Annotated in this window: 19 protein-coding genes; 9 read left to right on the plus strand and 10 right to left on the minus strand. The window is 74.9% G+C overall.

What is annotated here, in order from left to right; translation table 11 throughout:
- Positions 1-350: 350 nt before the first annotated feature.
- Entirely contained in the window at positions 351-968 is a 618-nt protein-coding gene (locus tag ACH4PY_RS34320; RefSeq protein ID WP_398192197.1) for a glyoxalase, read from the minus strand.
- Between the two features lie 196 nt (positions 969-1,164).
- Here ACH4PY_RS34320 and ACH4PY_RS34325 point away from each other — a divergent pair, with 196 nt between their 5' ends.
- Entirely contained in the window at positions 1,165-1,410 is a 246-nt protein-coding gene (locus ACH4PY_RS34325; protein WP_398192199.1) for a hypothetical protein, read from the plus strand.
- Between the two features lie 12 nt (positions 1,411-1,422).
- On the opposite strand, the gene ACH4PY_RS34330 is transcribed toward ACH4PY_RS34325, so the two are convergent.
- The gene (locus ACH4PY_RS34330) at positions 1,423-3,033 is read right to left on the minus strand and encodes a TROVE domain-containing protein (RefSeq protein ID WP_398192200.1); all 1,611 of its coding nucleotides are present in this window, start codon (positions 3,031-3,033) and stop codon (positions 1,423-1,425) included.
- Positions 3,034-3,709: 676 nt separating this feature from the next.
- Here ACH4PY_RS34330 and ACH4PY_RS34335 point away from each other — a divergent pair.
- The 4 genes from ACH4PY_RS34335 to ACH4PY_RS34350 all read left to right on the plus strand — a co-directional run bounded on the left by ACH4PY_RS34335 (position 3,710) and on the right by ACH4PY_RS34350 (position 6,693).
- Positions 3,710-4,162, plus strand: a complete 453-nt coding sequence (locus tag ACH4PY_RS34335) for a hypothetical protein (protein WP_398192202.1) — start codon at positions 3,710-3,712, stop codon at positions 4,160-4,162.
- Between the two features lie 533 nt (positions 4,163-4,695).
- The gene (locus tag ACH4PY_RS34340) at positions 4,696-5,118 is read left to right on the plus strand and encodes a hypothetical protein (RefSeq protein ID WP_398192203.1); all 423 of its coding nucleotides are present in this window, start codon (positions 4,696-4,698) and stop codon (positions 5,116-5,118) included.
- A 37-nt stretch (positions 5,119-5,155) separates the two neighbouring features.
- Positions 5,156-5,776 (plus strand): twin-arginine translocation signal domain-containing protein, encoded by a 621-nt coding sequence (locus tag ACH4PY_RS34345; RefSeq protein WP_398192205.1) that lies wholly within the window; start codon positions 5,156-5,158, stop codon positions 5,774-5,776.
- 11 nt (positions 5,777-5,787) lie between these two features.
- A complete protein-coding gene (locus tag ACH4PY_RS34350; protein ID WP_398192207.1) occupies positions 5,788-6,693 on the plus strand; it encodes a MauE/DoxX family redox-associated membrane protein in 906 nt (301 codons plus the stop codon).
- A gap of 69 nt (positions 6,694-6,762) precedes the next feature.
- Here the strand turns inward: ACH4PY_RS34350 and ACH4PY_RS34355 are convergent, their stop codons facing one another.
- Positions 6,763-7,548 (minus strand): helix-turn-helix domain-containing protein, encoded by a 786-nt coding sequence (locus ACH4PY_RS34355; protein ID WP_398192209.1) that lies wholly within the window; start codon positions 7,546-7,548, stop codon positions 6,763-6,765.
- A 715-nt stretch (positions 7,549-8,263) separates the two neighbouring features.
- Between ACH4PY_RS34355 and ACH4PY_RS34360 the strand changes: the two genes are divergently transcribed.
- Both ACH4PY_RS34360 and ACH4PY_RS34365 read left to right on the plus strand, forming a co-directional pair.
- Positions 8,264-9,619: a hypothetical protein gene (locus ACH4PY_RS34360; RefSeq protein WP_398192211.1), complete on the plus strand. Its 1,356-nt coding sequence runs from the start codon at positions 8,264-8,266 to the stop codon at positions 9,617-9,619.
- A gap of 189 nt (positions 9,620-9,808) precedes the next feature.
- On the plus strand, positions 9,809-10,705 hold the full coding sequence (locus tag ACH4PY_RS34365) for a hypothetical protein (RefSeq protein ID WP_398192213.1): 897 nt from the start codon (positions 9,809-9,811) through the stop codon (positions 10,703-10,705).
- A 24-nt stretch (positions 10,706-10,729) separates the two neighbouring features.
- On the opposite strand, the gene ACH4PY_RS34370 is transcribed toward ACH4PY_RS34365, so the two are convergent.
- The 6 genes from ACH4PY_RS34370 to ACH4PY_RS34395 form a co-directional block, all read right to left on the minus strand.
- Positions 10,730-11,827 (minus strand): LuxR C-terminal-related transcriptional regulator, encoded by a 1,098-nt coding sequence (locus ACH4PY_RS34370; RefSeq protein WP_398192215.1) that lies wholly within the window; start codon positions 11,825-11,827, stop codon positions 10,730-10,732.
- Between the two features lie 308 nt (positions 11,828-12,135).
- Entirely contained in the window at positions 12,136-12,591 is a 456-nt protein-coding gene (locus ACH4PY_RS34375) for a tellurite resistance TerB family protein (protein ID WP_398192216.1), read from the minus strand.
- Between the two features lie 118 nt (positions 12,592-12,709).
- Positions 12,710-13,681, minus strand: a complete 972-nt coding sequence (locus ACH4PY_RS34380; RefSeq protein ID WP_398192218.1) for a zinc-binding dehydrogenase — start codon at positions 13,679-13,681, stop codon at positions 12,710-12,712.
- A 118-nt stretch (positions 13,682-13,799) separates the two neighbouring features.
- Positions 13,800-14,936: a hypothetical protein gene (locus ACH4PY_RS34385; RefSeq protein ID WP_398192220.1), complete on the minus strand. Its 1,137-nt coding sequence runs from the start codon at positions 14,934-14,936 to the stop codon at positions 13,800-13,802.
- A gap of 122 nt (positions 14,937-15,058) precedes the next feature.
- Positions 15,059-15,547, minus strand: coding sequence for a hypothetical protein (locus ACH4PY_RS34390; protein ID WP_398192222.1), 489 nt, complete (start codon positions 15,545-15,547; stop codon positions 15,059-15,061).
- 128 nt (positions 15,548-15,675) lie between these two features.
- Positions 15,676-16,251 carry a TerD family protein gene (locus tag ACH4PY_RS34395; protein ID WP_398192224.1) on the minus strand — a complete coding sequence of 192 codons (576 nt, stop codon included), beginning with the start codon at positions 16,249-16,251 and terminating at the stop codon, positions 15,676-15,678.
- Between the two features lie 132 nt (positions 16,252-16,383).
- Here ACH4PY_RS34395 and arfB point away from each other — a divergent pair, with 132 nt between their 5' ends.
- A complete protein-coding gene (gene arfB / locus ACH4PY_RS34400) occupies positions 16,384-16,821 on the plus strand; it encodes an alternative ribosome rescue aminoacyl-tRNA hydrolase ArfB (RefSeq protein ID WP_398192225.1) in 438 nt (145 codons plus the stop codon).
- 40 nt (positions 16,822-16,861) lie between these two features.
- On the opposite strand, the gene ACH4PY_RS34405 is transcribed toward arfB, so the two are convergent.
- The gene (locus ACH4PY_RS34405; protein ID WP_031525224.1) at positions 16,862-17,374 is read right to left on the minus strand and encodes a flavin reductase family protein; all 513 of its coding nucleotides are present in this window, start codon (positions 17,372-17,374) and stop codon (positions 16,862-16,864) included.
- Positions 17,375-17,695: 321 nt separating this feature from the next.
- Here ACH4PY_RS34405 and cdgB point away from each other — a divergent pair, with 321 nt between their 5' ends.
- Positions 17,696-19,357: a diguanylate cyclase CdgB gene (gene cdgB, locus ACH4PY_RS34410; protein WP_398192228.1), complete on the plus strand. Its 1,662-nt coding sequence runs from the start codon at positions 17,696-17,698 to the stop codon at positions 19,355-19,357.
- Positions 19,358-19,365: the final 8 nt, after the last annotated feature.

Here is a 19,365-nt window from a genome sequence, read left to right on the forward strand (position 1 = left end):
CCGTCTCGCGGGGGAGTGACCGCGGATCGGCCGATCCGCAGACCTGGGGCGGCCCGCCGGTGACGTCGTGGACGCCCCGGTGACCGGTGCTTCCCGGACACGGACGGCCCCGGGCCTGCCCCGTGATCAGGCCCCGGTCCGTCCGCGTCCGCGGTGGGTGCGGCCGTCCGCCGGGCGCCTCCGCCTGCGCGGCGGCTCCCGGCGGGGACGGGCCCCCGAGCCCCGTCCGCCGCCGGAGACGACGCTACGGACCACGGGCAACAAACCACCAACGGTTCACCAACGGCCACTGCCGGAGGGACCCGGGCGCGAGCGCTCGGAGCCCCGCGGGGTGCCGGGCCCCGGGGCGGTCAGGAGGCGGGCTGCCAGGCGAAGCCGTCCGGGTCGGTGAAGGCGTCGGTGCCGGAGGCGGCGATCGTGAGCCCGTGCGGCCCCTCGCCCTCCGGCGGCACCCCGGCGTCCTTCGCGAGTGCCCGGCGGCCGTACAGCGCGAGCTTGATCCCGCCGCCGGGCGTGGTGAACTCGACGTACCGGCGGCCGAAGCTCTTGCCGACCGCGAGGCCCTGCTCGGTGTAGAAGCGCTTGCTGGCCAGCACGTCCGAGGCGCCGAGCAGCAGCACCACGTCGTCGACCGTCCGGCTGTCGGGCGCGGTGTCCTTCTTCGCCGACGTCGCGACCTTCCACAGCGCCCCGTCCGGCGCCCGCACCACCCCGCCGTAGCCCCACAGCGACTTCGTCACGGGCTTGACCTCCGACGCCCCCGCCTCCACGGCCGCGCCGACCAGGCCCCGCACGATCGACGGCTGCGCCACCACGAGCGACAGCGTGTAGCCGCGAAAGCCGCTCCCCGCGGCCTGCCCGGCGGCCCGCACCCGCACCCGGTCCCCGAGCCCGAAGGCCCGCTCGTAGAACTGCTCGGCGGCCGCCGGGTCCGCGGTGTCGAGAACAACAGATTCGATGGAGTTCATGTTTCGACCGTAACCACGCTCCCACCTGCGCGCTTCTCGAAAGCTGACCGGTCGGGGACGCCCTGCGCCCGGTGCCGGGCATGTCACGGGAATGTCGTGATCACGCCCACCCGCGAACGCCCCGGGGCTTGGGGTACGTCCGTACGGGGGAGTGCCCGCCCGGGGTGGGCGGGACCGCCGATGTCACGGAGAAACCATGCGCAGCCGGAGAATGCCGGTCGTCGTCCTCGCCGCCGTGGTGGCCGGGGGGATGCTCGCCGGATGCCACACCGGTACCGGGCACAGCACGCACAGGTCGAAGAAGTCGCGCTCACGGTCGATGCCCTGTCAGGACACCGTCGTGCCCGCCGCGTGGTCCGCGGCGGGCACGACGGTGTCCTTCACCCTGTCCCTCGCCCGCGCCACGAGCGGCGGGGGCGGGGTGACCTCCACGGCCGGGTAGGTCACCCCGCCGTCACGCCCGGTCGGTGGTCGCGGACCGCTCCCACGGCCAGCCCGTGCTGCGGCCGCGGCTGAGCAGGTCGATCATCGTGAAGAGCTTGTCGCTGAAGCCGCCGATCTCGTAGCGGTGCGGCGTGCTGGTGTCGATGGCGGCCGGGGCGTATCCCGCGGAGTTGACGCCGAACAGCGGGGTCTGGGGCGGGACGGCGCGGGAGACGGTCAGACCGCCGCTGCTGCCGGGCCACCGGAAGGCCTGCATGTCGGAGAACAGGACGACCCGGTCGTGGCCGCGGTACGCCGCCTTGAGGGCGGCGACCGTCTCCGTGCCGTGGCCGACCTCGCCGACCCGGCGGGTGAACGCCCCGGCCTGCCGCAGCACCGCACCGCCCTTGGCCAGCGGGTGGCTGAACGTCCCCGAGGCGAAGCCCACGAGGTCCACGTCGCAGCCGCGGGCCGCGAGCGCGACCGCGAACAGCGCGCCGACGTCCACGTGCCGCACCGTGCTGCGCGCCGAGACCTGCGCCTCCATCGACCCGGACGTGTCGACGAGCACCAGCGTGCGGCCCGGCAGCGCCGGGACGTTGGCCGTGGCGGCGGTCAGCGCCTGCTCCAGGGCCTGGCCCCAGCGCAGCGACGGCGCCGCGCGGTACGCGGACAGGAAGCGGAACGGGAACTGCCGCGACCGGCGCACCTGCTCCGGGTCGGACAGCCGCGCCGCGACCGCCGCGGCGACGTCGTCGCCGACACCGGCCTCGTCGAAGTTGCGCAGGTTGCGGGTCAGCGCCATGAGCCCCATGTGCGGGGCGACCGCCGACCACGCGGCCGCGTCCATCGGGCCGAGGCTCGACAGCTGCTCCCACGTCATCCCGGCCGCGCCGAGCCGCGCGGGGTCCGCGAGGAACCACGCGCGCCGCTCCGCCTGCGGCATCGCGGCCGCCGCCCGGTAGGCGCTCAGCACCGGCAGCCGGGCGGTGACCCGTACCTCGGGCCGCTTCCAGCGCCGGTCGGCGAGGTAGTCGAAGAGGTCCGCCTGCCACGGGCCCGCGGGCACCGGCTTGGCCAGCGCGACGACGTCGGCCATCCGCCACGCGGCGCCGGTGCCGTCGTACTTCAGCGCGGCGCGCTCGGTGTACAGGCGGGTCACCGCGTCAGCGACACCGCGCTGCACCCCGCCGGGCAGTGTCGCCTTGCCGGTGCGCGCCTTCCAGTACGCCACGAACTCCGCGGGCTCGTCGGCCCGCAGCATCGCGTCGGAGACCATCTTCCGTACCGGGACGGACGGTTCGCGGCGCAGCCCGCCCGCGCGGCGGGCGAGCGCGGACTCCGCGGCCGTCACGATCGCCGCCGAGCGCATGTTCATCTCGCCGCGCAGATACGGCACAAAGCGCGCAACCCAGTCGGGATCGGCCTTCGTCGCGGCGTGCACCAGGTCGCGGAAACGGGTGTCGCGGGCATCGCCGGACTCGTAGAAAGAGGCCTCGCCGACCATGTTCACGGCGGCGAAGAGAAACAGCTCGCTCTTCACGCCGCGCCGGTACGCGGCGCCGCCCTCGAATGTCGTCGTGGTGCCGCTGGTGCTCAGGGGGCTGGTGGGCGCGGAACGCGCGCGGGCGAACTTGGCCATCTCGGTTGCCTTTTCGGGAAAAGCGCGGTCCGGCGGCACGCGGGAACACGGAATTCGGGCCCGGAGGGGCGGGAAATCCGGAATCCACGGATCCGGTGGACCGGCTGGACGGAAATGTCCGGGCCGTCGGCGGACGGACGACCTGCGAGGCGCCGCGAGTACCTGTCGCAAGAGCTACGTTTGGTGCTCTGCCCCTGAGCTACGGAGCCATGGCGGCTCCGGCGGGATTCGAACCCGCGACCTCCCCGTTAGCAGCGGAAGTATGCCCTCACTGCGCTTCGCGGCGCCTGTGCAGTTGTCGTACCGTCGCCGTGCGCGGATGCGCCGGCCCGGCCGCGAGGCGACCGGATCGGGGGGACAGCCGGAGTCAGGAAGCAGGCGAGTACCAGGTCGTGCGGGCTACTGAGCAACAGAGCCCGAGGACTCCGGCGGGACTCGAACCCGCAACCACTCATAACCAAGAAGTAGGCCCGTACTGCGCTTCGCCTGCCACCTGAATCCGGTTGTCTTCCCCGAAGGGTGCTGCGAGTACCCGTGGACCGGGGGTTTCGGTATTCGACGGTTTCGAAGGAACCCCCTGTCCGCGCTTCGCGGCAGTCCTCACTGTAGGGCGGCCGGGCCGCGGCTTTCCAAGGCTTTTTCCCTGCCGGGCAGGGCGACTTGGCATACTGGCCGCATGACGGCAGCGGCGGAGGGGGACGGGGGCGCGCCCCGTGCGGCACGCACCCCGGGCGGTACGGCGTGGCGCGCGGCGGTGCTGGTCGTCCTCGCCCTCGTGCTCATACCCGGCGGCTGCGCCCTCGGGTACGAGCTGGTCGGCTACGACGTCCGGCTGGGCATGGTCGCCGCCTTCCCCGTGGCGGTGTGCGTCGCCGCCCCGACGGTGGTCTGGCTGCGCGCCCGGCAGGGCCACATCGCCGTCCCGCTGCTCGGCACCGTGCTCGCCGTCCTGTCGGGCGCCACCCTGCTGCACGACCACCGCGCGGTGTACGCCGGCCACGCGCTGCACCTGCTGCGCTCCGGCTCGGCGGTGTACGAGGAGGCCCTCTTCGCGGCCGGCGCGGTGGCCGCCCTGCTCGCGCTGGTCGTCGCGGCGATCGACGGCCACCTCCACCCGCGCGGGGACTGAACCCCGCTCCCGGAGGCACCCGACTGCCCGCCCGGCGGCGAACGGGAACGCTCGGGCTCTTCCGTACGCGCGTAGAATCCCGCATCATTGCGGTGTTCCACCTTGCACTGCCGGCACATCAGTCGCATCCGGCCCAGCCCGGGGCCGGGTCCGCACGAGGCACGAGACCGCTCCGCCCGCAAGCGCGCACCGCCGGGCCCCGCCCGGAACGGCACGGCCCGTACCCCCCCCGCACGGCCCGCACGGAGATATCCGTACCGCTCGTCGGCCCGCGGGGACCGCTCACGGCAGCACCGGCACCACCGCACCCTTCCGCCGCACCCCCGGCATGTCACCGCAACGGCACGTCACCGCAACGGCGCGGGCGCGTAGCCCTCTCACGATCTTGTCATGGGCATGAAGGTCTGCGGTTCTCGTCCCCGCGCACGCCCACCCCCGCGCCGCCGCCGCGATGCGCGCACACCGCCGTTCATCGCATTGTCATGCACAGGTCATACAAATCGGCCTGTGCCACCGTCCGAAAGGAACGCGACATGGCCTGCGGATCGACCTCCCTCTGGGCCGGTGAAGCCACCTGGTTCTGCTGCGGCAACGCCTGGGGCTCCTGCGGCAGCGCCGGCACCGGCGCCTGCGGCACCTGCCAGTCCGGCAAGAACATGGCCGCCTGGCCCAACCTCTCCGCCGCCTGCTACGACATCACCCGCCCCGACCTGTGCGGCGAGGGCATGCCGCGGCGCACCTGCGGCGCGACCATGAACGTCAAGCACCAGTGCTCCGGCGCCTCCGTGTGCGTCACCCTCGCCGACTGCGGCCCGCGCACCAAGAGCTTCTGCGGCGAGGCCACCTGCTGCAACGGCGCCTGCCGCACCAACCGGGTCATCGACCTGACGCCGTCCGCCTTCTCCGCGATCGGCAGCCTCAGCTCCGGCAAGGTCCCGGTCTACATCTACGAGTGACCGCGGCGCCCCCCACCCCACCCCCAGGAAGGACGACATGAGCCACAGCCACGACAACGGCGGGCGCCACCTGGACCGCCGGCGCTTCCTGACCACGGCCGCGATCGGCGGCGCCACCATCGTCGGCGCCTCCGCCCTCGGCGGACTCGACGCCGAGGCCGCCTTCGCCGAGCCCATGCCCTCGCTCGACGCGGCGATCCCCGCGGCCTTCGCCGAGGGCCGCGTCGTCGCCATCAACCGCAACGTGCTGGACGTCGCCGGCTCGCACGGCGAGCGGCACCTCGTCCAGCTCACCAACGCCACCAGCGTCTGGAAGCTGCGCACCACCACCGCCGAGGCCGTCGAGCCCGGCGACGGCCTCTACGCGCGCGGCGCCGTCATGCCCGACGGCACCATCGCCGCCGACGCGGTGTGGGTCAACATCGTCAACGTCTACGTCACCATCCGCGGCATCGCCAAGGACCGGCTGCACCTCAGCCACGGCGGCAACGAGGTCGTCGGCCACATCGTGCCCGACACCACCACCGCCTCCTACCTCGGCGGCGCGCTCACCGCCGACCTGTCCCGCACCCGCATCGGGCAGGAGGCGCAGGTGCTCGGCGCCTGGCGGCCGTCCGACGGCCACATCGACATGGCCCGCGTCTCGCTCGGCCACTGACGGGAGGCGCCATGATTCCGCTGGTCTCCAACCTCGCGCCGCTGGTGTGCGCGGTGCTGCTGGTGGCGACGGGCGCCGGCAAGGCGTTCGGCCGGCAGACCGCCCAACTGGCCGCGAACACCGTGCTGGTGCGCGTGCTGGGCGACGGGCGCCGCGCCACGCTCGCGCTGCGCGCCGTCGGGGCGGTCGAACTCGCGCTGGCCGCAGCGCTGTTCGCCGTACCCGACATGGTGGCACCGGGCGCCGCGACCGCCGCCCTCGGTGCCGGCTTCACCGGCTACCTGGCCTACGCCCGGTCCACCGCGCCGGAGTCGTCGTGCGGGTGCAGCGCCCGCGCGGAGGGCCCGATCGGGGTGCGCGCCTTCACCCGGGCCGGGCTGGTGGTGGCCGGCGGGGCCGTGGCCGCGACCGCCGACGCCCCGTGGTGGTCGCAGGTCTCCGACCGCCCGGCCGGTTCCGCGGCCGTCCTGGTGCTCGCCGCCGCCGTACTGGCGGTGCTCGTCGCCGACCTCGACCGGACGCTGCGGGTGCCGCTGCGGCGGGCCCGGCTGCGGCTGTTCGGCCACCCGCTGCCGCCGGGCGGCGGCGCGGGCGAGCGGGTGCCGGTCGCCGCGAGCGTCGAACTGCTGGAGAACTCGCTGGCCTGGCAGTCCGCCATGCCGATCGTCCGTTCCGGGCTGCTCGACCACTGGGACGACGAGGGCTGGCGGGTGCTGCACTACACCGGCGCCTACCGGGACGCCCGCGGCACCCACCCGGCCAGCGTGCTCTTCGCGCTGGACCTCACCCTCACCGTGGACTCCGCGCCGCACCCGGCGGTGCGGGTCTCGGTGATCGACGACGTGACCGGCGAGGTGGTCCCGTCCGCCGTGACACCCCCTGTCGCACGGCGGGCACCGCTCCCCATGACCACCTGACCGGCCCGGCCCGCGCCCCCGTCCGGCAGCCGCCCGGACGGGGGCCGCGGTGCGCCGGGTCGCCGCGTCTCAGGCCGCGTCGGCGGCCCGCGGGGTCGGCAGGAAGGTCACGATGCGGCGGCGCGGGTCGTGCGCGGGGGAGGAGACGAGCGTGCGGACGTACTGCGGCGGGCCGCCCGCGGGCGGGACCAGCAGCCGCACCTGGCCGTCGTTGTGCAGCGAGATCCGGCTCGACTCGTCCACCGCCCGCCACAGCGCGGCCAGTTCCGGATCGACGGTGCCGCACCCGGCGATCTCCGCGACCACGGACCGCAGTTCGGGGCTGCGCCCGGTCTCCGCCTCCAGCCGCAGCTGCCGCAGATACGGGGTGGCCCAGCCGGTCGCCCAGTCGCCGCACAGCCGCCGCGCGTACGGGCTGAACAGCACGAAGCGCAGCAGGTTGACGGGTGCCCGCTCACCCGCGGCCAGGAACAGCCCCTGCCAGGCGGCGTTGCTCTCCTCGATCCGCCACCCGGCGTCCACCGCGAGCGCCGGCACCGGCAGCAGTCGCAGGTACGACGTCCAGCCGCTCACCGCCCCGGGGTCCGGGCGGCCGGGACCGCGCGGCGGGAAGCCCCCGCTGGCCACCACCCACAACTCGTCGCGCCGCCCGGCGTCCAGGCCCAGCGCGGTGGCGAGCGCGTCCAGCCGGTGCGCCGGGATGCTCCGGACGCCGCCCTCCCAGTCCTGGTACAGCCGCGTCGAGACGCCCACCCGCGCGGCCACGTCCTGCTGGCTCAACGCGCCGCGCGCGCGGCGCGCCTGGCGGAGGAAGCCGTGGATGAGCGGCGGAGGGCCCTCGCGGTACGCCGCCATCGTGCATCTCCTCCGATCCCGGGATCCGGCCACGGCGGGCGGTGGCAGAGGTGCGGCACCGCGTGGCGACTGGCGCTCCGATGCTCCGCGCCGGTCGCGAAACGTGTCAACCGGCGCCCGCCGCGCGGCAGATGACCTGCGGTTCTGGGCATGGTCCGGGAAACGGCGGGAAGTGACACCCCGTCGGCCGAGATCGGTCCTGCCCCGGCGACCTGCGACTTTGCGCCGCGGGGCCGAATCGGCGCCCTTGCGCCGCCGGGTACGGCGGGTCTGTCCACATTGGTACGTGTCCCATTTTGGACAACGGATCGGCGAGAGGGGTCAATTACCTGCTCACAGGCTTGCCGAGCGCTGACAGGGGAACAAAAGGCCTGATCGGGAGGTGTGGATGCGTAGGCCAGCGTTCGTGGCGGAAGGGGCGCCGCGTCGGGTACGAATTCTCCCGTTGGTACACACCACGGCCCGGCGACGGGACGCGGCGCGTACCGGCGGAACCGCGGTCCGCACCGCGGCACCCGCAGTCGTCGCATCACCTGTAGGACCCTGCACCACTCCGCTCCCGGCGTCGGCCCCCGTGACCGCGGCCGGGGTGCGCCGAAGGCCACCGGTCGGCTCTGCCCGGTTCGGGGGGGAGCCTTCGGCGAGTCGTGTGGAGGGCCGGCATGTCCCGCCGGCCCTCCACCACGTCACGCGCTGCCGTCTCCTGGAGGTCGTCATGGCGTACGAGCCGCCCGCCGATCCGTCCGCGCCCGCGCCGCCCGGCGCGCACGCGCCCGCGGAGGGCGTACGGGACGGCGCCGGGGACGACGCACCGCCCCCGCGGCGCGACCGGATCGGCTTCACCGCCGCCGATCCCTCGGCCACCCGCCGCCGCCTCACCGCCCTCGTCACCGCCCTGCGCGCCACCGCCGAGCACGCCGCCGCCGCGGGCCCCGACGACCCGGCGGTGGACTTCCCCGCCTCCGCCGAGAGCGGCGACTACGCGGCGCTGCTGGCCGCCTTCGCCGACCTCGACGACCTCGACGAGCCGGAAGGCGCCGCGCCCGGGCCGGGCCCGGAGCGCGCGGCCGCCGGACGCGGCACCGTACCGGGCGGGGCGGCCGCGACCGTGCTGGGCCTGGAGCGGGCCGTCGTCGACTTCTGCACCGACCTCGCGCTCGGCGACCGTCGCCGCGTCCACGGCCAGGTGACCGGGGGCGCCGCCGAGGGCCTGCTCGGCGGGCTGACGGCGGCGCGGCGCGCCCTGCCCGGCGCGCCGCTGTACGTCACGGCCGCCGCGCACCACGCCACCGTCCACCACGCCTGCCGCCTCGGGCTGGACGTCGTCCAGGTCCGGCAGGGCGAGGACGGCGCCATGGACCCCGCGGCGCTGGAACAGCTCACCGCCGCGCGCCCCGGCGGCGCGATCGTGCTGGCCACCGCGCACACCGCGGGCGGCGAAGGCGGCGACGACCTGGCCGCGATACGGGCCGCCGCCACCCCCGCCGGACCGGTCCACGTCCACGTCGAGGCCGGACCCACCGGCCTGACCGCCCCCTTCGGCCACCGCGGCCTCGCCTGGGACCTGCGCGACGGCGCCGACAGCCTCTCCTTCACCGCCCACCGCCTGCTCGGCCTGCCCGTGCCCTGCGGGGTGCTGCTCACCGCCGGCGCCGTCCCGCCCGAGCGCGGCGACGCGGGCCGCACCGTCGCGGGCCGCACCCCCAACCCGCTGGCCACCGCCCTGCTGTGGGCCGCGCTGCGCGACCGCGGGTACGACGGGGTGCGCGCGCTCGTCCACACCTGCTACGCGACCGCCGACTACGCCGCCGGGCACATCACCGCCGCCGGCTACCACGCGGTGGCCACCGGACACGGTCTGACCGTGCGCTTCCCCCGCCCCACCGCCGAGGTGTGCGCCCGCTGGCGGCTCGCCACCGCCGGCCCGTACGCCTGCCTGACCGCCCTCCCGCCCGTCACCCCCGCCCGCGTGGACGCCCTCTGCCGCGACCTCTTCGCCGGAGGCCCGCTGCCGACCGTCCCCTTCCCCCGCCCGGCCTCCGAGCCCCGGACCGCGTGGGTGACCCGATGACCGCACCGACCAGCACCGCCGGACACACCCTCAGACCGGCGCCCGGCCCGGGCAGAGCCGGGCGCCGCCGCACCCGCACGCTTGGCGACGTGCGGGTGCGGGCCCACCTTCCGCGGCTCCCGCGGACCGGCCGTCCCGCCCGCGTCGGCCCCGCCACCGGCGCGGCCCCTTCCCCGCGGGACGGCTGACATGCCCACCCCTCACCCGTACGAGCCCCCGACGCCGGACGCGCACGCCTCCGGCGCCTCGCCATGGGGGTACGGCACCTGGGCGGCCGCGGCCGCACCCGGCGACCACGAGCCGGAACCCGGCCCGTACGGCGGACGGGAGCCCGGGGCAGCGGGCGGGACGGGCGCGGAGTGGCTGGTGCCGGTCAGGGTGCCGGTCATCCCCGTCGCCACCACCCCGTGGACCGGCGACTGGTTCGGCGCCGGGCCCGCCGACGCCGCGCCCGTCACCCCGGTGAGCGTGGCCGTCCTGCCCGGCGGCACCGTCCACACCTGGGGCACCGTCATGTCGCAGGCCCGCGGTCTCGCCGACGACACGCACCCGGCGTGGTCGGCCGCGGCCTGGCAGGCCCGCGAGAGCGGCCGCGCCACCCACGTCGCCGTCGGCCACCCCGACGGCCGGGTCGAGCGGCTGCTCGTCGAGGCCGACGGCACCGCCCACCCGGCACCGCGGCCCGCCCCGCCGGTGCCAGCACGCCGCCCGCCCGACCCCTGCTGGGGCGACCCGGCGGACATGCCGCACGACCTGTGCGCCCTCGCCGTCGGCGCGGACCCCGACCCGTCCGCCGCCCTCGGCCGCGCCGCCGGGGACGCCGCCCGCGACGGCGACTGGCCCGCCGCCACCCACTACGCCACCGTCGCCGCCGCCCGGCTGCACGCCCAGGGCGCCTCGGCGGGCGCCGACAAGGCCGCCCGGCTCGCCGTCACCGCATGGCTGCGCACCGCCGACACCCCCGACACCGCGGCGCTCGGCTTCTCCCTCGTCCACCTGCTCATCTCGACGCTGCCCGGACTCCAGGGCCCGATCGCCGCACTGCTGCGCCGCCTCGCCGACCACCTCCCGGCGGCGCCCCGCTGAGCCCGCGCGGGCCGGGGCGTGCCGTCACACCCCGGTGAAGAGCCCCGCGAACTCCTCGTCACGCGCCAGCTTCAGGCCCGCCTCGAAGCGGCTCGCGGCGTTCAGCCGCTCCATCAGCTTGGCGATCGCGCGCTGCACCGTACGGCGGTGGACACCCAGCTTGCGGGCGATCTGGTCGTCGCTGAGGCCCGACGCCATGAGCCGGATGATGACCCGCTCCTGCGCGGTGACCGCGTCCGCGTCCTCCGCGCCGCCGCCCGCCGAGGACACCAGCGGCCGCCCGCGCAGCCAGAAGTCCTCGTACACCGCGCGGAAGGCCCGCATCAGGGCCGCGCCGCGCACCACGATCAGGGTGTCCGACGGGTGTTCGGGGTCCGCGGCCATCAGCGCCGCGTCGGAGTCGAAGGTCAGGAGGTCGAAGGGCGCGTGGTCGATGAGCCGCAACTCCACGCCCGCGTCGGCCAGATCGTGCAGCCAGCGGGCGTACTTCGGCGACGCCAGGCACGACATCGGGTAGATCGCGCGGCTGATGATCCCGCGCTCCATGAGCGAGCGGTCGTGCGCCAGCGAGGCCTCCAGGACCTCGATCGCCGGCATCGGCCCCGGGTGCATCGAGTCGATCCGCTCCCGCGCCGCGTCCGACAGATCCAGCCGGATGCGCTGCTTGCGCCGCGGCTCGGAGACGAACTCCACCGCCACCTCACGCGTTTCGCGTGTCTCACGCTGGACCGCGGGCCGGTAGACCGCCAACAGCGCCTCCGTGACGCGCTGCAGCCGCACCCCGTTGCGCAACTGCTCGGTCGCGTTGGCCTGGTAACGGTCCATCGCGCGGGCGAGCGCCGCGTCCGGATCGACGGCCTCGGCGACCCCGTCACGTATCTGCACCAGCCCCAGATCCGCCAACCGCCCCCAGCCGCGCCCGCCCTGGACCTCGTCCAGTTCCGCGGCCGCGTACAGCTCGGCGGTGGACGGCGGGCTGCCGCCCGTCATCCTGCCGCGGGCCCGCAGCGCCTCGTACAGCGCCAGCGCCGCGTCCTCGTCCCGCTGCGTACCGACCACACCGCCCGGACCGCCTGCCGCGGCCCCCGGCGGGCGTCCGTCCCCGCTCGGCACCGGAAGCATCCGTCCACCCCCACCTTCCCGGGCGACCCGGCGCCCCACCCGGATACGGGGACGCTCACGCCCCCGGGGTACCCCGTGCTCCCCGCGTATCCGCGCCGGCCGCAGCGCGCCGCGCACATCCGGAGCCGGTGCCCGCCGGGGCGGTGACACCCCCGCACCCGCGGCCCGCGCCGCGTCGGCCGTCGTGGCCGCTTCCGCCGCGGGACGGCATGTGACGCCTCCGGCTCCACTTTCGGATCATAGTGTGCCGGATCCCGTCCGAGACGGCTCGGGCACTGCCCGTTCCGGCAGTGCCCGCGCGCCCGCCGTCAGAGGTCGAACTCCTGCGGGTTGAGCCCCACCGCGAAGCACGCCTCGCGCACCACGCCCTTCTCCGTCGCGTCGAAGTCGCCGTCGGCGCCGCCGATGACGATGCCGATCTGGATCACCGCACGGGCCTCCGTCGGCTTCTTCTGCACCTTGGCGATCTCCTGGAGGATCCCCACCTTGCCGAACGCGAAGTCGGCGGTCAGCTTGCCCAGGTAGTCGTCGAAGCGCCGCTGGAGGTCCTGCGCCGGGAAGTTCTGCAGCACCTCGTTGGTGCCGATGAGGGCGGCGACGCGCTGCCGCTCGGACGGATCGACCGACCCGTCGGCGGCCGCCACGAGCGCGCACATCGCCATGCTGGCGTCACGGAAGGCGCCGCTCTTGAGGTCGTTCTTCTTGGCGTTGAGCTGCGCCTGCATGTTCGTGGCGGACTCTTTGAAGCGGTCCCACAGGGCCATGGGGGGTTTCTCCTCGTACGGACGGTTCGTTTCGCCCAGAGAACTCCGCGACCGCGTTCCGGAGTTCCCGGCCCCCCGCCGCGGCGGCTCGGGGGGCAGGGACTCAGGGGGCAGGTGGTCAGGTGGTCAGGACCACCTTGCCCGTCGTCCCCCTCGCGGCGAGCGCCGCGTGCGCGGCGCCCGCGTCCTGGAGGGCGAAGGTCTGGACGCCCGGCACGAGCGTGCCCTCCGCGGCCGCCGCGAGCGCCGCCGACTCTAGGGCGCGCAGCCCCTCCGGCGTGCCGGTGAGCTTCGCCAGCGCGGGTCCGACCAGCGGCCGGGAGTCCACGCCCGGCACGGCCTCCGCGGGGCCGCCGGAGGCCCAGCCGTAGACGAGGTGCCGCCCGCCGGGCGCCAGCAGGCCCAGCGCGGCGGTGGCCGCGTCACCGCCGACGCCGTCGAAGACGACGGTTGCCGCGCGCTCGCCGCCGAGCACCGTCCGCACCTCGTCCGTCCAGCCCGGCCGCCGGTAGTCCACCGCGGCGGCGCCCAGCGCGCGGACCGCCGCGACCTTGTCGGGCCCGCCCGCGACACCCACGACGTCCGCCCCGAGCGACAGCGCGTACTGCACGAGCAGCGTGCCGATCCCGCCCGCCGCCGCGAGCACGACGACCGTGTCCTGCGGTGCCAGCTCCGCGAGCCGCAGGATGCCCAGCGTGGTGCGGCCGGTGCCGATCATCGCGACGGCCGCGCGCAGGTCCAGCGTGTCCGGTACGGCGTGCAGCCGCGCCTGCGGTACGACCGCCAGCTCCGCGTAACCGCCGGGCGCGGTGCCGAGGTGGGCGACGACGCGCTGCCCGAGCCACGCCGGGTCGGCGCCCGGACCCACCCGGTCGACGGTCCCGGCGACCTCCCGGCCCGGCACGGTCGGCAGCTCCGGCAGCGGGATCGGACCCGAGACCCGCCCCTCCCGCAGCCACGTGTCGACCAGGTGCACCCCCGCCGCCGCGACCGCCACCCGCACCTCACCCGCGCCCGGCTCCGGGTCCGGCACCTCCTCGTACCGCAGCTCCTCGGGCCCCCCGAACTCGTGCAGTCGTACGGCAAACACGTCCTCGCCCTCCGCTCCCGCCGCCCGCAGCGGCGCCTGCCCCCAGCCAACCCCGCCCGGCGGGCGCGGCCAATCGGCCTTTCGCCCTAGGCCGGGAGGCCCGGCGGAGTCCAGCCGGTCAGGCGTCGGGGTTGACGTGGCGGCCGCCGCGGGCACCGAGGTCGAGGCGCACCCGGCCGTCGGTGTCGGCGGCGACCGCGTCGGCGAGTTCCCGCCATTCGGCGCTGGAAAGGTGGGAGGAATCCAGGGCGTGCCGGCGGCCGCCCTGCGCGGGCAGCACGTACAGGGAGACCACCGGGTCCCGGTGGTCGTGGTCGAAGACCAGCTCCGCGATGTCGCGCCACGGCAGGTCGAGATGCCCGCGCCAGCTCCCGTTCACCAACTGCTCGACACGGAAGCCGTCCGGGTCCGCGGTCACCCGCACCCGCGAGGAAGTCACCGTCAGCCGGTAAGGCCGGTGCCGTTCCTTGTGCTGCCGCGTCGCGGCCTCGTAGATCCGGTCCGCGGGCGTCGCCCTGCGGGGCGGCCCGTCCGCGCTCGGACGGGAGGGCGGTACGCGGTGGGGCGGTACGCGGTAGGGCACGCCGTACGGCGGCCGCTCGCCGGGGGACCGGCGGCGCAGCCGCACCGGCACGCTCACCAGCAGTGCGAGCGGCAGCAGGAGGCCGGGCAGCAGTCCCCACAGCAGCCGCGGCAGCGGGTCGCGGCCCAGCGGGGCGAAGCGCTGCGCGTCCGTGCGCCAGCTCTCCACGTCGTACGCGGCGCCGTCCACGATCAGCACGTCCACACGCACCCCCCGGGGGTCCGGGCCCGTCGCGAAGCGGTCCAGGCCCTCCAGCGTGTAGTAGCTGTGGTAGCGCGGCCACGCGGCGTCCCCGAAGCGCAGCTGCATCGTCTTCCACCACCCGCCGCGCGGCTGCACGGTGGTGACGCCGTTCCAGTACTTGGGCAGGTCCGCGACACCCGGCGTCCCGTAGCGCGACACGTAGCCGCGCGACCCGTGCTCGTGTGCGGCGACCGTGCCGACGACGCCCGCGGGCAGGGCGAGCGCGGCCGTCACCGCGAGGACCCAGCCGTACCAGCGGACCCGGGTGCTCAGGCCGAGGCTCAGCATCAGGGCGCACAGAATCAGGGTGAGCGGGGCGAGCGCCGCGATCATGAGCACGATCGCGGCGGGCCCCCACGTATCGGGGCCCAGCAGGGCCCCGCCCCCCACCACGAGCAACCCGCCTGCGGCGTAAGCCAGTTTGCGCATGTCGGTGACCTCCCCGTTGGCCCCGGATGCTAGTCCCTCCCGGCAGGCTGGGGTTTGCGCGTGCCGCGCCGGGCACCCCACGCGCCCCCGAAAAACGGGTGCCCCGCAGCGCGGGCGCAGGGTCAGGTGCGGGGGTAGCGGGCCAGGAGGGTCCAGAGGGCGGGGTTGTCGGACAGGGTGTCGTGCATGTCGGTCAGGTCGGCCACGACGTCGTGGAGGAAGTCGCGGGCCTCGCGGCGGAGGTCGGCGTGGCGGACGGGGAGCGGGGGCTCGTCGGGGAGCCAGTCCGCGGTGACGTCGACGAAGCCGAAGCGGCGGACGAAGCGGAGCCGGTCCGGCGACTCCGTGAAGTCGAACTCCGCGTGCTGGGGGCGGGCGGCGCGGCTGCCCGCGGGGTCGCGGTCGAGTTGTTCGGCGATGTCGCACAGCGCCCACGCGAAGTCGAGGACGGGCACCCAGCCCCACGCGGTGGCGAGTTCGCGCTCGCCCTCGGCGATGTAGACGTCGCCGCAGAAGAGGTCGTGCCGCAGGGCGCGGACGTCCGCGGTGCGGTAGTCCGTCTGCGGCGGGTCCGGGAAGCGGCGGGAGAGGGCGTAGCCGAGGTCGATCACCGGTCGATCGTCCCAGACCGGCGGGCCGGAGCCGCGCCCCCGGCCCCCCAGCCCCCGGCAAGGAGACGGCGCCCCTCCCGGCTGTGGGGGAGGGGCGCCGTCGAAGGGCCCTGCGTGGACGGGGGACGTCAGAGGCTGACACCGAAGTCCGTGGCGATGCCCGCGAGACCCGAGGCGTAGCCCTGGCCGACCGCGCGGAACTTCCACTCCGCGCCGTTGCGGTACAGCTCGCCGAAGACCATCGCGGTCTCGGTGGCGGCGTCCTCGCTCAGGTCGTAGCGGGCGATCTCGGCGCCGCCGGCCTGGTTGAGGATGCGGATGTAGGCGTTGCGCACCTGGCCGAAGTTCTGGCTGCGGGACTCGGCGTCGTAGATGGAGACCGGGAAGACGATCTTCTCGACGTCGGCGGGCAGACCGGCCAGGTTGACGTTGATCGCCTCGTCGTCGCCCTCGCCCTCGCCCGTGCGGTTGTCGCCGGTGTGGACAATGGTCTGGTCCGGCGTCTGCTTGTTGTTGAAGAAGACGAAGTGCGCGTCGGAGTAGACCTTGCCCGTCGCGTTGACCGCGATGGCGCTCGCGTCGAGGTCGAAGTCCGTGCCGGTGGTGGTACGGACGTCCCAGCCCAGGCCGACCGTCACAGCCGTCAGGCCGGGCGCCTCCTTGGTCAGAGAGACGTTTCCGCCCTTGGTCAGGCTTACCGCCATGGGAAGTCCCCTTATGTCTGGTCGTAGGTGTCGCGATCGAAACTACCGTCATCGGACTGAACGCGGACCGGGGATCTCGTGGTTCCGCACCCGGCGCTAATTCCGATGCGCCGGGGACGCGCACGCGCGACCATGGAAGGCATGTACGGGCCACTGACCATCCGCGGTTCCGTCTCCGTGCCGGAGGCGGAGCTGCTGTGGCGTTTCTCCAGGTCGTCGGGTCCCGGCGGGCAGCATGTGAACACCTCGGACAGCCAGGTGGAGCTGCGGTTCGACCTCGCGGCGACCGAGGCGCTGCCGCGGGTGTGGAAGGACCGCGCGCTGGAGCGGCTGGCGGGACGGCTGGTGAACGGCGTGGTCACGGTTCGCGCCTCCGAGCACCGCTCGCAGTGGCGCAACCGGGAGGCGGCCGCGACGCGGCTCGCGGCGCTGCTGGCCGAGGCGACGGCGCCGCCGCCGAAGGCCCGGCGCCCGACGAAGATCCCGCGCGGTATCAACGAGCGGCGGCTGCGGGTGAAGAAGCAGCGCAGCGAGACCAAGCGGGGCCGCTCCGGCGGCAGCTGGGAGTGACCCCGGGCCCGTTCCGGGGATCCGGCGGCCCCCGGGAGGCTCAGCGCAGGAAGCGGTAGCGCCCGCGGAAGTAGGCCAGCGGGCCGCCCTCGGCGCTCGGCGTGCGGGCGTCCAGGACGTGGGCGACCACGAGCGTGTGGTCCCCGGCGGGGACGCGCTGCGCGGTCTCGCACTCGAGTATCGACAGCGCCCCGCCGAGCACGGGCGCGCCCGAGTGCTCGCCGCGGTAGTAGGAGATGTCCTCGAAGAGCAGCCGGTCGCTGACCCGCCCGCGCAGCGCGAAGCGCCCGGCGATGTGCCGCTGGCTCTCGCTGAGCACGGAGGCGGCCCAGCGCGGCTGCCGTTCGAGCAGTTCGTCCATCCGGGACCCGGTGCGTACGCTCACCAGCACCATCGGCGGTTCGAGGGAGACGGACATGAAGGCGGTCGCGGTCATGCCGACGTCCTCGCCGCGCGGCCCGTCGTCCGGGTCGTGCGCGGTGATGAGGACGACGCCCGCGGTGAGGCGGGTCATCGCGGCGCGGAAGGCATCGGGGTCGACAGTGTGGGCCATGGTGGACCCAGCATGCCGGTCGCTCGGTGAGTGCAGCACGTACCTCACGGTACGGCTCGGTGGACGGATGCGGATCGGGCTGTGGTCGCAGTCATAACCTGTCCCGGTCCTAGGTCCCCGGCCGGGCGTCCGGCCGTACCCTCCGTATTCACATGCTTACGCGATGATGTGACTTGAGTCACAAGCAGCAGATATTGTTGACCCTGTGTACCGACCGCACAGCTCGCTGTGATTCAGTGGCCGGAGTAACCCGGTGCCGGCGGCGTCATCGGATGTATCGCGGAGACACGGGAGTTGGCCGTCCAGGGCGCGGAGAGGGGCATGGATACCGAATCGGAGCCGTATGTCCGCCTCGCGACCCTGCGTCAGCTGCACCAGGTCGTGGCGGACCTCAACACCGCGCGCAGTCTCGCCGACACCATCCAGGCGGTCGCCGACGGTGTGGTCACCGGCCTCGGCTACGACCTCGCCGCCGTCAACCTGGTCCGGCCGGACGGCGACCTCGTCGTCGCCGCCTTCGCCGGCAGCGAGGCGGGCGAAGCGCTGCTCACCGGCAAGGTCGGCTCCCGCGCCGCCTGGGACCGGCGCCTCGGCATGGGCCGGCGCTGGGGCTCGCTGCGCTTCATCCCGCACACCGAGGGCTGGGTCCTCAACGACGACGACGTGCCGCAGTGGCACACCGACGGCCCGCTGCCCCGCTTCGCCGACGAATGGCACCCCGGCGACCGCCTCTACGCCCCCATGTACGCCTCCCTCGGCGGTGGCGGCGACATGCTCGGCGTCATATCCGTCGACAGCCCCTCCAGCGGCCGCCACCCCGGCCCCTGGGGCCAGGAAGCCCTCCAGATGTACGCCTTCCAGGCCGGCATCGCCATCAGCAACGCCCGGCTGCGCGCCAACATGCAGCGCGCCCTCGTCCGGCTGGAACGCGACCAGCAGGCACTGCGGGCCAGCGAGGAGAGCTTCCGGCAGGCCTTCGAATACGCGCCCAGCGGTATGGCCATCGCCGAGATGGGCGGCGACCAGCACGGCAGGCTGCTGCGGGCCAACGACGCGCTGTGCCGGCTGCTCGGGCGCAGCGCCTCCGTCATGCGCCGCTACTCCTTCTCCGACCTCGTCCACCCCGAGGACGTCGGCCTGCTGCTGCGCACCTCCGCCGAAGGGGGCCGCGCGGAACTGCGGCTCGCGCGCCGCGACGGCACCTACGTGTGGGTGTCGCTGCGCAACTCCGTCGTCGCCGACACCACCGACGGGCCGCGCTTCCTGCTCACCCACGTCGAGGACATAGAGGACCGCAAGAGCCGCGAACTGCAGCTCGCCCACCGCGCCAGCCACGACTCCCTCACCGGGCTGCCCAACAGCGCGGAACTGCGCTCCCGGCTCACCGCCCGGATCTGCAACCGCCCCGGCGACAAGGACGCGGCCGCGCTCGCCGCGGAGGTCCAGGGACCCGACGAGTTCGCTTTCAGCTACGGCTACGGGCCCGACGAGCTGGCCTCGCCGCTCGGGGCGATCGGCTACGACTCGCACACCCATGTCGCCGTGCCCGACGAGCGCGACCCCGCGCCCGGGAAGGGGCTCGCCGTCCTCTTCTGCGACCTCGACGGCTTCAAGTCCATCAACGACCGCTTCGGCCACCACACGGGTGACGCCGTGCTCATCGAGGTCGCCCGCCGGCTCACCGGCGCGGTGCGGGACGGCGACACCGTCGCCCGGCTCGGCGGTGACGAGTTCGTCGTCCTCGCGGACGGGCTCGCGCCGGCGGACGCGGCGGATCTCGCGGTGCGGTTGCGCAACGCGATCACCCCGCCCATCCGTGTGGACGGCCGCGCCGTCCGCGTCGGAGCGAGCTTCGGCGTCGGCTGGGCCGGCTGCGGTATGACGGTGGAGGAGATCCTCCACTCCGCGGACCAGCGCATGTACGTGGAAAAGCGCAGCCGCTCCTCCTCTTCCCCCCGCCCCAGCCACCGCCGCGCGGGCTGACCCCCCCG

Origin of the sequence: Streptomyces sp. NPDC021224 (genome assembly GCF_044332905.1) — a bacterium.
Taxonomy (GTDB): Bacteria; Actinomycetota; Actinomycetes; order Streptomycetales; family Streptomycetaceae; genus Actinacidiphila.

What these genes read in the sequence shown, in the direction of transcription:
- ACH4PY_RS34365 (WP_398192213.1), top strand. Translation starts at nt 9,809, where the DNA reads ATGCCCACCCCTCACCCGTACGAGCCCCCGACGCCGGACGCGCACGCC.
- ACH4PY_RS34340 (WP_398192203.1), top strand. Translation starts at nt 4,696, where the DNA reads ATGGCCTGCGGATCGACCTCCCTCTGGGCCGGTGAAGCCACCTGGTTC.
- ACH4PY_RS34360 (WP_398192211.1), top strand. Translation starts at nt 8,264, where the DNA reads ATGGCGTACGAGCCGCCCGCCGATCCGTCCGCGCCCGCGCCGCCCGGC.
- cdgB (WP_398192228.1), top strand. Translation starts at nt 17,696, where the DNA reads ATGGATACCGAATCGGAGCCGTATGTCCGCCTCGCGACCCTGCGTCAG.
- ACH4PY_RS34405 (WP_031525224.1), bottom strand. Translation starts at nt 17,374, where the DNA reads ATGGCCCACACTGTCGACCCCGATGCCTTCCGCGCCGCGATGACCCGC.
- arfB (WP_398192225.1), top strand. Translation starts at nt 16,384, where the DNA reads ATGGAAGGCATGTACGGGCCACTGACCATCCGCGGTTCCGTCTCCGTG.
- ACH4PY_RS34375 (WP_398192216.1), bottom strand. Translation starts at nt 12,591, where the DNA reads ATGGCCCTGTGGGACCGCTTCAAAGAGTCCGCCACGAACATGCAGGCG.
- ACH4PY_RS34395 (WP_398192224.1), bottom strand. Translation starts at nt 16,251, where the DNA reads ATGGCGGTAAGCCTGACCAAGGGCGGAAACGTCTCTCTGACCAAGGAG.
- ACH4PY_RS34350 (WP_398192207.1), top strand. Translation starts at nt 5,788, where the DNA reads ATGATTCCGCTGGTCTCCAACCTCGCGCCGCTGGTGTGCGCGGTGCTG.
- ACH4PY_RS34325 (WP_398192199.1), top strand. Translation starts at nt 1,165, where the DNA reads ATGCGCAGCCGGAGAATGCCGGTCGTCGTCCTCGCCGCCGTGGTGGCC.
- ACH4PY_RS34355 (WP_398192209.1), bottom strand. Translation starts at nt 7,548, where the DNA reads ATGGCGGCGTACCGCGAGGGCCCTCCGCCGCTCATCCACGGCTTCCTC.
- ACH4PY_RS34320 (WP_398192197.1), bottom strand. Translation starts at nt 968, where the DNA reads ATGAACTCCATCGAATCTGTTGTTCTCGACACCGCGGACCCGGCGGCC.
- ACH4PY_RS34330 (WP_398192200.1), bottom strand. Translation starts at nt 3,033, where the DNA reads ATGGCCAAGTTCGCCCGCGCGCGTTCCGCGCCCACCAGCCCCCTGAGC.
- ACH4PY_RS34370 (WP_398192215.1), bottom strand. Translation starts at nt 11,827, where the DNA reads ATGCTTCCGGTGCCGAGCGGGGACGGACGCCCGCCGGGGGCCGCGGCA.
- ACH4PY_RS34345 (WP_398192205.1), top strand. Translation starts at nt 5,156, where the DNA reads ATGAGCCACAGCCACGACAACGGCGGGCGCCACCTGGACCGCCGGCGC.
- ACH4PY_RS34335 (WP_398192202.1), top strand. Translation starts at nt 3,710, where the DNA reads ATGACGGCAGCGGCGGAGGGGGACGGGGGCGCGCCCCGTGCGGCACGC.
- ACH4PY_RS34385 (WP_398192220.1), bottom strand. Translation starts at nt 14,936, where the DNA reads ATGCGCAAACTGGCTTACGCCGCAGGCGGGTTGCTCGTGGTGGGGGGC.